General features: G+C 43.4%; 7 protein-coding genes. All 7 read left to right on the forward strand.

Annotated features, from left to right (window positions below; genetic code table 11):
* Positions 1 to 122 precede the first annotated feature (122 nt).
* The 7 genes from nifJ (at position 123) to MSA64_RS08885 (ending at position 11,590) form a co-directional block, all read left to right on the forward strand.
* Complete coding sequence (gene nifJ, locus MSA64_RS08855; protein WP_154431667.1) at positions 123 to 3,653, forward strand: pyruvate:ferredoxin (flavodoxin) oxidoreductase; 3,531 nt, start codon at positions 123 to 125, stop codon at positions 3,651 to 3,653.
* Between the two features lie 278 nt (positions 3,654 to 3,931).
* Positions 3,932 to 4,750: an SseB family protein gene (locus tag MSA64_RS08860; RefSeq protein WP_022172572.1), complete on the forward strand. Its 819-nt coding sequence runs from the start codon at positions 3,932 to 3,934 to the stop codon at positions 4,748 to 4,750.
* Between the two features lie 26 nt (positions 4,751 to 4,776).
* Positions 4,777 to 7,698, forward strand: coding sequence for an insulinase family protein (locus tag MSA64_RS08865; RefSeq protein WP_154431666.1), 2,922 nt, complete (start codon positions 4,777 to 4,779; stop codon positions 7,696 to 7,698).
* Between the two features lie 10 nt (positions 7,699 to 7,708).
* Positions 7,709 to 8,614, forward strand: coding sequence for a GTPase Era (era, locus tag MSA64_RS08870; protein ID WP_022172570.1), 906 nt, complete (start codon positions 7,709 to 7,711; stop codon positions 8,612 to 8,614).
* Positions 8,615 to 8,619: 5 nt separating this feature from the next.
* Positions 8,620 to 9,366 carry a DNA repair protein RecO gene (gene recO, locus MSA64_RS08875; protein ID WP_287891370.1) on the forward strand — a complete coding sequence of 249 codons (747 nt, stop codon included), beginning with the start codon at positions 8,620 to 8,622 and terminating at the stop codon, positions 9,364 to 9,366.
* A 103-nt stretch (positions 9,367 to 9,469) separates the two neighbouring features.
* Complete coding sequence (locus tag MSA64_RS08880; RefSeq protein WP_154431663.1) at positions 9,470 to 10,093, forward strand: hypothetical protein; 624 nt, start codon at positions 9,470 to 9,472, stop codon at positions 10,091 to 10,093.
* A 102-nt stretch (positions 10,094 to 10,195) separates the two neighbouring features.
* Positions 10,196 to 11,590 (forward strand): glycine--tRNA ligase, encoded by a 1,395-nt coding sequence (locus MSA64_RS08885; protein WP_287891371.1) that lies wholly within the window; start codon positions 10,196 to 10,198, stop codon positions 11,588 to 11,590.
* Positions 11,591 to 11,693 lie beyond the last annotated feature (103 nt).

Here is an 11,693-nt window from a genome sequence, read left to right on the forward strand (position 1 = left end):
AGAACATTTCATGATTTTTTTGTAAAAAATGGACAGGCTCAACAAAGAGTGATATAATAAAAATAAGGTTGAAATTATGTAAAAACAACTTTATTTTTTATTCAAATAAGGAGGAATTTGAAATGGCAAGAAAAATGAAAACCATGGATGGTAATCATGCTGCAGCACATGCTTCCTACGCATTTTCCGATGTGGCAGCCATTTACCCGATTACACCTTCATCTGTTATGGCAGAAGCTACTGATGAATGGGCAACTCAGGGAAGAAAAAATATGTTCGGACAGGAAGTTCAGGTTACAGAGATGCAGTCTGAAGCTGGTGCAGCCGGTGCAGTTCACGGTTCTCTGGCAGCAGGTGCTCTGACAACAACCTATACTGCTTCTCAGGGTCTTCTGCTGATGATCCCGAATCTGTACAAAATTGCCGGTGAGCAGTTGCCAGGTGTATTCAACGTATCCGCACGTGCTCTGGCTAGCCATGCATTATCTATCTTTGGTGATCATTCCGATGTTTACGCCTGTCGTCAGACTGGTGTTGCAATGTTGTGTGAATCTTCCGTACAGGAAGTTATGGATCTGACTCCGGTTGCTCATCTGGCAGCAATTAAAGGAAAAGTTCCGTTCATCAACTTCTTCGATGGATTCCGTACATCTCACGAGATCCAGAAAATCGAAACATGGGATTATGAAGATCTGAAGGATATGGCAGATATGGATGCTATCGATGCATTCCGTAAACATGCACTGAATCCAAATCATCCATGTCAGAGAGGTTCTGCACAGAACCCGGATATCTTCTTCCAGGCAAGAGAAGCATGTAACCCGTACTACGATGCTCTGCCGGCTATCGTACAGGAATACATGGACAAAGTAAACGAAAAGATCGGAACAGACTACAAACTGTTCAACTACTATGGTGCAGCTGATGCAGAACATGTTATCATCGCTATGGGATCTGTAAATGATACCATCGAAGAAACTATCGATTATCTGCTGGCAGCAGGACACAAAGTTGGTGTTGTAAAAGTTCGTCTGTACAGACCATTCTGCGCACAGGCTCTGGTTGATGCTATTCCGGAAACTGTAAAACAGATCTCTGTTCTGGACAGAACAAAAGAGCCGGGAGCACTGGGCGAGCCTCTGTACCTGGACGTTGTTGCAGCACTGAAAGGAACAAAATTCAATGATACACCTATCTTTACCGGACGTTACGGATTAGGTTCCAAAGATACAACACCGGCACAGATCGTTGCTGTATATGAAAATACAACAAAACAGAAATTCACAATCGGTATCGTAGATGATGTTACCAATCTGTCTCTGGAAACAGGCGCTCCTCTGGTTACCACACCGGAAGGAACTATCAACTGTAAGTTCTGGGGTCTGGGTGCAGACGGTACTGTAGGTGCTAACAAGAACTCCATCAAGATCATTGGTGACAATACTGATATGTACGCTCAGGCATACTTTGATTATGATTCCAAAAAATCCGGTGGTGTTACAATGTCTCACCTGCGTTTTGGTAAAAAACCGATCAAATCTACATACCTGATCCACAAAGCTAACTTTGTTGCCTGCCACAATCCGTCCTATGTAAGAAAATACAACATGGTACAGGAACTGGTAGACGGTGGTACATTCCTGCTGAACTGCCCATGGGATATGGAAGGTCTGGAAAAACATCTGCCGGGACAGGTAAAAGCATTTATCGCTAACCACAACATCAAATTCTACATCATTGATGGTGTTAAGATCGGTATCGAGACAGGTATGGGACCAACCCGTATCAACACAATTCTGCAGTCTGCATTCTTCAAACTGGCTGACATCATTCCGGAAGCTCAGGCAATCGAACTGATGAAAGCAGCAGCAAAAGCTACTTACGGACGTAAGGGTGATGACGTAGTTGCTAAAAACTGGGCAGCTATCGATGAAGGTGCAAAACAGGTTGTAGAAGTAACTGTTCCGGAAAGCTGGAAAGATGCAGCTGACGAAGGATTGACTATGACTCATGCAACAAGCGGAAGACAGGATGCTATTGATTTCGTTAACAACATTCAGGCAAAAGTATCCGCTCAGGAAGGAAACAGCCTGCCTGTATCTGCATTTACAGAGTATGTAGACGGAACAACTCCATCCGGAACATCTGCATATGAAAAACGTGGTATCGCTGTTAATGTACCTGTATGGAATCCGGAAAACTGTATCCAGTGTAACCGCTGTGCATATGTATGTCCACATGCAGCAATCCGTCCGGTTGCCATGACAGAAGCTGAAGCTGCTGAGGCACCAGCTGTTTTGGATATGACAGGTATGAAAGAATACAAATTTGCTATCGCAGTTTCCGCTCTGGATTGTACCGGATGTGGTTCCTGTGCTAACGTTTGCCCAGGCAAGAAAGGTGCAAAAGCACTGGCTATGGAAAACATGGAAGCAAATGTTGCATCTCAGAAATTCTTCGATTATGCAGTAACTCTGCCGGAGAAAGAAGATGTTATCGCAAAATTCAAAGAAAATACAGTAAAAGGATCTCAGTTCAAACAGCCACTGCTTGAGTTCTCCGGAGCTTGTGCAGGTTGTGGAGAGACACCTTACGCAAAACTGATCACCCAGCTGTTTGGTGACAGAATGTACATCGCTAACGCAACAGGATGTTCTTCTATCTGGGGTAACTCCTCACCATCCACACCATATACAGTAAATGCAAAAGGCCAGGGTCCTGCATGGTCCAACTCTCTGTTCGAAGATAACGCAGAGTTTGGTTATGGTATGCTGTTAGCTCAGAAAGCAATCCGTGATGGTCTGAAAACAAAAGTAGAAGCTGTTATGGAAAGTGAAAAAGCTTCTGATGAAGTAAAAGCAGCTTGTAAAGAATGGATCGATACCTTCAGTGTAGGTGCTACCAACGGTGCTGCAACAGATAAACTGGTTGCTGCTCTGGAAGGATGCGAATGCGATACATGCAAAGAAATCGTTAAGAACAAAGACTTCCTGGCTAAAAAATCCCAGTGGATCTTCGGTGGTGACGGATGGGCTTACGATATCGGTTTCGGTGGCGTAGACCACGTACTGGCAAGTGGTAAAGACATCAACATCATGGTATTCGATACAGAAGTTTACTCCAACACAGGTGGACAGTCTTCCAAATCCACACCTACAGGTGCAATCGCACAGTTCGCAGCAGGTGGTAAAGAGACTAAGAAGAAAGATATGGCATCTATCGCTATGTCCTATGGCTATGTATATGTAGCACAGATCTCCATGGGTGCAGACTTCAACCAGACTGTAAAAGCTATTGCAGAAGCAGAAGCATATCCGGGACCATCTCTGATCATCGCTTATGCTCCATGTATCAACCATGGTATCAAGAAAGGTATGAGCAAAGCTCAGACTGAAGAAGAACTGGCAGTTAAATGTGGATACTGGCATAACTTCCGCTTCAACCCGGCTGCAGAGAACAAGTTCACACTGGATTCCAAAGCACCGGCTTCTGAAGATTATCAGGCATTCCTGGACGGCGAAGTTCGTTACAACTCTCTGAAACGTTCTAACCCGGAAAAAGCAGCAAGACTGTTTGCTAAGAATGAAAATGAAGCAAAAGAAAGATACACATATCTGAACAAACTGGTCACTCTGTACGGAAAAGAAGATTAATTCCTGAATTAAGATTTTTCTGTGAGAATGAATCAAAATTGGTTCACCGGATCAATTTTGATATGCAATGAAATGAAAGGGCTGTCGCGCATGCGGCAGTCCTTTTTGCAGGTTATGAACCAAAGTCCTTGTCTGCATGAAACTTTGTCCGGTGCCGTAACGAGTGAAACAAGTTTTGCATGTTTCACTCGTTGTTCTTAAGAGTGTTTTATGTTATACTTAATGATAAACGACGTGAATGAAAGCAGTCGAAGGAAGACGAAAGGATAGATAGAAAAATGACAGTAGATCAGGTGTTTATTATTAAAAAATTGCAGAATCTGGACGAGATGCTGGTAGCATATTCCGCAGTGACACGAATGCCCTTTGCCATCTGCGATGATGAGAGTTTTAACGATCAGGTATGGATTTTTACCGATCAGGATAAATTGAAAACATTTGCGGAAAAATATAAAGAAGAAAAGAAACTTATTCTTCCGGTAAAAGTGCAGAAAAAGGATGCATCGATGTTCTACATGAATCTATTTGCCATGGGAATCAATGAAGTAGTATTTTGCGATGGCGATCAGGAAAACAAGATTGAACTGACAAAAATTGTCAGAATGCCGGATGTGGATGCTTTGCCGGAAAATCGGAAACCGATCCTGAACCCGCAGTTACAGCTGTCTGCGGCTTATTTTCTGCAGGAATTACGAAAACCGGGAGTGGAGCCTGACAGAGAAGCATTAAAAGATCTGGAAGAGGAGATGTCAGCGAATCTTGCAAGATCCACTTATCTGATGCCGGTAGATGTGGAAAAAGATGAAGAAGGCAAAGAAAATGTCCGCCTGCTCTATGTACAGAATAAAAAGGGAGAACGTTATCAGCCAATCTTTTCAGATACCGGAGAACTGGTGAAACATTATCGTGGAAAAGAAGTACAGAACCGTCTGATCCAGGTGCGTTTCGATCAGCTGTCGCGTTATATGATCAAAGATGTGCAGGGTTATGTTCTGAATCCGGAAGGAATCAATCTGATTTTGAGAACGCAGCAGATTGAACTGCTGAATAGTTATTACAATGGAAAGAAAGAGACACAGAAACCGGAAGAAAACTAGCCGGATGTGTGAGATGGGAGGCAGGAATGCAGATTACAGATTGCAGTGCTTATGAAATTTTACAGAAAGAAAGAATCGAAGACGTCCATGCCGACGGATATCTGCTGCGTCATAAAAAAAGCGGAGCAAGAGTGATGCTTCTGGCAAATCAGGACGAGAATAAAGTATTTAACATTATTTTCCGGACGCCACCGGCTGACAGTACCGGTGTTGCACATATTCTGGAACACAGTGTTTTGTGCGGATCCCGGGAATTTCCATTGAAAGACCCCTTTGTAGAACTGGTGAAAGGATCTTTGAATACTTTTCTGAATGCAATGACGTACCCGGATAAAACAATGTATCCGGTAGCAAGCTGCAACGACCAGGATTTCAAAAATCTGATGCACGTGTATATGGATGCAGTATTTTATCCGAATATTTATGAAAAGGAAGAGATTTTCCGTCAGGAAGGCTGGCACTACCAGCTGGAGCAGGTGGACGATCCGTTAAAATACAACGGTGTTGTATACAACGAGATGAAGGGGGCATTTTCTTCTTCCGAAGAGGTGCTTGAACGTGAGATTTTTAATGTACTCTTTCCGGATACGCCATATGGCGTGGAATCTGGCGGAGATCCGAAATGTATCCCGGATCTTACGTATGAAAATTTCCTGGCATTCCATGGAAAATATTATCATCCATCCAACAGTTATATTTTTCTGTATGGAAATATGGATATGGCAGAACGCCTGGAATGGATGGACAAAGAGTATCTGAGCAAATTTGATAAAATTACTGTAGATTCCCAGATCGCAAAACAGAAACCGTTTGAAAAACCGGTGGAGCATAAGATCTTTTATCCGGTAGGAGAAAATGATTCCGAAAAAGAAAATACGTATCTGACATACAGTATGGTAGTAGGGGACGGACTGGATGTAAAACGCTGTACCGCTTTTGAAGTCCTGGATTATGTTCTGCTTTCGGCTCCGGGAGCACCGCTTCGTCAGGCACTTTTAGATGCCGGAATCGGTAAAGATGTTGATGGGGGTTATAACGACGGTATTTATCAGCCGTTTTTCACTGTGGAAGTTAAGAGCGCAGAAGAAAAGGATAAAGAAAAATTCCTGCAGGTGATCCGGGAAACACTGGAAAAGCTGGTAAAAGAAGGAATTGATCAGAAGGCGATTGCTGCCGGTATCAACTATTTGGAATTCCGTTTCCGTGAGTCAGATTATGGTTCCTATCCGCGTGGACTGATGTATAGCATTGATGTATGTGAAAGCTGGCTGTACGATGATAATAAACCATTTGTTCATCTGGAAAAACTGAAAGCCTTTGATGAATTAAAGAAGGAAGCAGGTGAAGGACTTTTTGAACAGCTGATTCAGGAAACCATGCTGGATAACCCGCACAGTGCTGTGGTATTGGGAATGCCGAAAAAAGGACTTACAACAGAGGAGGAGAAGAAGACAGAAGAGAAGCTGGCTGCCTATAAAGCCTCTCTGTCTCGGGAACAGCTGGAAAAACTGGTGGAGAAAACCAGAAAACTGAAAGAATTTCAGGACAGCGAGGACAGCGCAGAGGCAAAAGCCAAAATTCCGATGCTGAAACGTAGTGATATCGGAAAAGAAGCGCTGAAAATCCATAATACACCACACCATGTAACGGGGAATACCGTTTTGCATCATAATCTGGATACTAACGGTATTACGTATCTGACGCTGTTATTTGATACCAAACAAGTGCCGGATGAACTGATTTCTTATATGGGAATCCTAAAATCTGTTCTCGGATACGTGGATACAGCCCACTTTACTTATGGTGAACTTTTCCATGAGATCAATGCACAGAGTGGTGGAATTAGCTGCGGGCTGCAGGTATTCCAGGGAAAAGACCAGAAAGATGACTGTATACGGATGTTTGGTGTAAAGACAAAATATTTGGTACAAAAAGAAGAATTTGTATTTTCCATGATCCGCGAGATTCTGTTTACTTCCAGACTGGATGATGACAAACGTCTGTATGAGATTCTTTCTCAGCAGAAAGCACGACTGCAATCCTCCCTGGCAGCGGCAGGACACTCCACCGCGGTGATGCGTGCAGCGTCCTATTATTCTCCGGTATCCAATTTTCAGGATCGGATCGCGGGAATCGGATATTTCCGTTTGGTTGAAGAACTGGAAAAACATTTTGAAGAGAAAAAAGAGATACTGAAAGAAAATCTGAAGAAACTGATGCTTTTGATCTTCCGCCCGGAGAATCTGTTTGTCAGTGTGACGACGGATGAAAAAGGTTATCAGGGTGTGGAAGGAAGAGTTTCCACCCTGCGTCATCTGCTGTATCAGACTCCGATACAGACAGGAAAGATCAATTACGATCTGCAGCAAAGAAACGAAGGATTTTCTACCGCAGGTCAGGTACAGTATGTAGCAGTCAGTGGAAACTTCAAAGAAGCCGGATATGAGTATACCGGAGCACTTCGTATCCTGAAAGTGATTTTAAGTTATGATTATCTGTGGATGAATATCCGTGTCAAAGGTGGAGCTTATGGATGTATGAGCAACTTCAGAAAATCCGGAGACAGTTTCCTGGTGTCTTACCGTGACCCGCATCTGAAAAATACACTGAAAATATTTGAAAATACACCGGAATATCTGCATACATTCACGGCAGATGAGAGAGAAATGACAAAATATATCATCGGTACGATCAGCGACCTGGATGTGCCGTTAAACCCATATGCCAAAGGAGAACTGTCGCTTGGGGCATGGTTTGCAGGAATCACTGAGGAAGAACTGCAGGAGGAGAGAAATCAGATCCTTACCGCACAGCCGGAAGATATTCAGGCACTGGGTGATCTGGTAGAAGCAGTGTTGAAACAGAGGAACATCTGTGTCGTTGGAAGTGAATCTGCACTGGAGAAAAACCGTGAAATCTTAAAACAGATCGAACCTCTGGTACAATAAAGGAGAACATATGAAGGAAAATTTTAAATCCGGATTCGTGGCAATCATCGGAAGACCGAACGTGGGAAAATCCACTCTGATGAACCATCTGATCGGACAAAAGATTGCTATCACATCCAAAAAACCACAGACCACCAGAAATAAAATCCAGACCGTGTATACCTGTGAAGACGGACAGATCATCTTTCTGGATACACCGGGGATCCACAAAGCCAAGAACAAACTGGGCGAATATATGGTAAATGTGGCAGAACAGACACTGAAAGATGTGGATGTGATCCTGTGGCTGGTAGAACCGACTACTTATATTGGTGCCGGTGAAAAGCATATTGCCGAGCAGTTACAGAAGACAAGTCTGCCGGTCATTCTGGTGATCAACAAAGTAGATACAGTGAAAAAAGAAGATATTTTACAGGTAATCGATAATTACCGGAAATTGTATGATTTTGCGGAAATTATTCCGGCATCTGCCCTGCGTGGGCAGAATACGAAAGACATCGTGAACAGCCTGTTTAAATATATGCCGTATGGTCCGATGTTTTACGACGAAGATACGGTAACCGATCAGCCACAGAGACAGATTGTTGCGGAGATCATCCGTGAGAAAGCACTGCATGCGCTGGATGAGGAGATCCCTCATGGTATTGCTGTAACCATCGAGAAGATGCGGGAGAGAAAGGGTCAGCATATTGTAGATATCGAGGCAACAATTATCTGTGAAAGAGATTCTCATAAAGGAATCATCATAGGAAAACAGGGTTCCATGTTAAAAAAAATCGGAAGTAATGCCCGGTTTGAAATCGAAAAAATGCTCGAAGAAAGAGTGAATCTGAAGATCTGGGTGAAAGTGAAAAAAGACTGGAGAGACAGTGATACTCTGATGAAAAACTTCGGATATAATAAGAAAGAGATCTGATCTGTATGAGTGAGTCCATTACCGTCACCGGCATGGTATTAGCTGCCACGCCGGTAGGGGATTATGATAAGCGCATGGTGATCCTGACCCGTGAGCGTGGGAAAATCACTGCGTTTGCCAGAGGGGCGAGAAAAAGCACAAGCCCCTATCTTGCTATAGCGAACCCGTTTGTGTTTGGAAGTTTTCAGCTTTTTGAGGGAAGAACGGCTTATACACTTTCACAGGCAAATATCCGGGAGTATTTTACAGAACTGGCAGCAAAGCAGCCGGGAGTATATTATGGCTTTTATTTTCTGGAGATTGCGGATTATTACGGAAGAGAGGGAAACCGGGAGACGGATATGCTTAATCTTCTGTATATCACGATGAAAGCACTGATCCGGGGGCGGATTTCCAATCGACTGATCCGTGCAATTTTCGAGATGCGTGCGATGATGATCAACGGAGAGTATCCGCGGCTTTTTGAGTGTGGAATCTGTGGAAGGACGGAGGACCTTACTTTCTTGTCGCTGGAGGCTTCCGGCTGTATCTGCAGTAACTGTCGCAAACAGGTAAAAGACGGAATTTCGGTTTCGACATCGGCATTGTATGCATTGCAATATATGGTGGCAACACCAATGGAAAAAATCTATACATTTACCCTGAAACCGGAGGTGGAACGGGAGGTTACCCGCTGGGTAAAACGTTACATAGACCGTTATACCGATAAACGATTTAAAAGTCTGGAGATTCTTGAAGTGATGGATTCCTGAAAAACGCAACTATAAAAACCTTGAAAATTAACTATCCAGACGGTATAATAGGTCTGACTATCCGGTAATGGAAAGTCAGAGGAGTGATTCGGAGGAAAAAATCATGAAAAAACAAAAGCTGGGACTGGCACTGGCAGCAGTATTGCTACTGACCGGTTGTGGTGGAATAGAAAAAATGACAGAAACTACAGTGACGGTGGATGACAGCGGAACGGTAGAGGAATTGTTATTGGAGGATTTTTCTGACGAGACTTATAAAGAAAAGGAGCTGGCAGCGCAGATTAACGAACTGGTGGAAGCATATAACAAGGAAGCAGGGAGTGAGGCTGTATCGGTAAAAAGTATGCAGGTAAAAGATAAGAAAGCGAAAGTACAGCTGGAATATCAGTCTGTGGCCGATTATCGGGGCTTCAATCAGATAGATTTTTTTGCGGGCACTGTAAAAGAAGCACAGAAAGAAGGATATACTTTTGCTTCTGATTTTACAGATGCAGAGGGAAAAGATGTTTCCAGGGCAGGAATGCCTGACGGATGTGAAAAGCAGCAGGTGATCATTATCCGTGAGCCGATGCAGGTTCTGGTGCCGGGAACGATTCAGTATGTCAGCAAGAATATGAAAGTAGTAAATAAAAGTCAGGCAAGGCTTTCGGCCGATGAAGGTACAGACGATGAAAGCCACGTGACTACACAGGCATATGGTTATGTGATATACACGGATAATAATTAAAAATTTGTGCCGGCAGGATGCTATCTTGTCGACTGCCGTGGGAATTAATACGTTAATACCAGACATATATTTATGTCTCAGGGAATATAAAGGAGATCAATTATGGAAAAAACAATGGAAAAAATCGTTGCACTTGCCAAATCCAGAGGATTCGTATATCCGGGTTCCGAAATATACGGCGGCCTGGCAAACACCTGGGATTATGGTAATCTTGGTGTGGAACTGAAGAACAATGTAAAAAGAGCATGGTGGAAAAAGTTCATCCAGGAAAATCCTTACAATGTAGGTGTGGACTGTGCAATCCTGATGAATCCGCAGACATGGGTAGCTTCCGGTCATCTGGGTGGATTCTCTGATCCGTTGATGGACTGTAAAGAATGCCACGAGCGTTTCCGTGCAGATAAGATCATCGAAGATTTCTGTGCAGAAAAAGGAATCGCACTGGAAGAAAGCGTAGATGCATGGAGCCAGGAAAAGATGACTGCTTTCATTGAAGAACATCAGGTACCGTGCCCGACCTGTGGAAAACATAACTTTACTGATATCCGTCAGTTTAACCTGATGTTTAAGACTTTCCAGGGTGTTACGGAAGATGCAAAGAATACCGTATATCTGAGACCGGAAACAGCACAGGGTATCTTTGTAAACTTTAAAAACGTACAGAGAACTTCCAGAAAGAAACTGCCGTTTGGTATCGGACAGATCGGTAAATCCTTCCGTAATGAGATTACACCGGGTAATTTTACTTTCCGTACCAGAGAGTTCGAACAGATGGAACTGGAATTCTTCTGCAAACCGGATACGGATCTGGAATGGTTCAATTACTGGAAATCTTTCTGCCTGAACTGGTTACATGAACTGGGACTGAAAGATGAAGAAGTACGGTATCGCGATCATGAAAAAGAAGAACTGAGTTTCTACAGCAAAGCAACAACTGACGTGGAATTCCTGTTCCCGTTTGGCTGGGGTGAACTGTGGGGTATTGCAGACCGTACGGATTACGACCTGACACAGCATCAGAATGTATCAGGGCAGGATCTGACTTACTTCGATGATGAAGAGGGTAAAAAATATATCCCGTATGTTATCGAGCCGTCTCTGGGTGCGGATCGTATGGTACTGGCATTTCTGTGCAGCGCATACGATGAAGAAGTTCTGGATGCTGAGAAAAATGATGTGCGTACGGTACTGCATTTCCATCCGGCACTGGCACCGGTAAAAGTCGGTGTGCTGCCGTTGTCCAAGAAGTTGAATGAGGGCGCTGAGAAAGTTTATGCAATGCTGGCAAAAGAATGGAACTGTGAGTTTGATGACAGAGGAAATATCGGTAAGAGATACCGTCGTCAGGATGAGATCGGTACTCCGTTCTGTGTAACTTATGACTTCGATTCTGAAACAGATGGAGCGGTAACAGTCAGAGATCGTGACACTATGGAGCAGGAAAGAGTGAAGATCGATGATCTGAGAGCTTATCTTGCCAAGAAGATGGAGTTTTAAAGTCAAAGAAGATTGATTTTGGAAAAAGAAAGAAAAAAATAGAGTAGTGATAAAAAGAGGAAGTAAGACAATACTGTGGAAAGTTTGCCTTACTTCCTCTTTT

This window comes from Oliverpabstia sp., assembly GCF_022785585.1.
Classification (GTDB): domain Bacteria; phylum Bacillota; class Clostridia; order Lachnospirales; family Lachnospiraceae; genus Oliverpabstia; species Oliverpabstia intestinalis.

Bases quoted from the DNA above. Each gene is read 5' to 3' on its own strand.
- MSA64_RS08865 (WP_154431666.1), top strand. From the start codon at position 4,777: ATGCAGATTACAGATTGCAGTGCTTATGAAATTTTACAGAAAGAAAGA.
- era (WP_022172570.1), top strand. From the start codon at position 7,709: ATGAAGGAAAATTTTAAATCCGGATTCGTGGCAATCATCGGAAGACCG.
- MSA64_RS08885 (WP_287891371.1), top strand. From the start codon at position 10,196: ATGGAAAAAACAATGGAAAAAATCGTTGCACTTGCCAAATCCAGAGGA.
- nifJ (WP_154431667.1), top strand. From the start codon at position 123: ATGGCAAGAAAAATGAAAACCATGGATGGTAATCATGCTGCAGCACAT.
- recO (WP_287891370.1), top strand. From the start codon at position 8,620: ATGAGTGAGTCCATTACCGTCACCGGCATGGTATTAGCTGCCACGCCG.
- MSA64_RS08880 (WP_154431663.1), top strand. From the start codon at position 9,470: ATGAAAAAACAAAAGCTGGGACTGGCACTGGCAGCAGTATTGCTACTG.
- MSA64_RS08860 (WP_022172572.1), top strand. From the start codon at position 3,932: ATGACAGTAGATCAGGTGTTTATTATTAAAAAATTGCAGAATCTGGAC.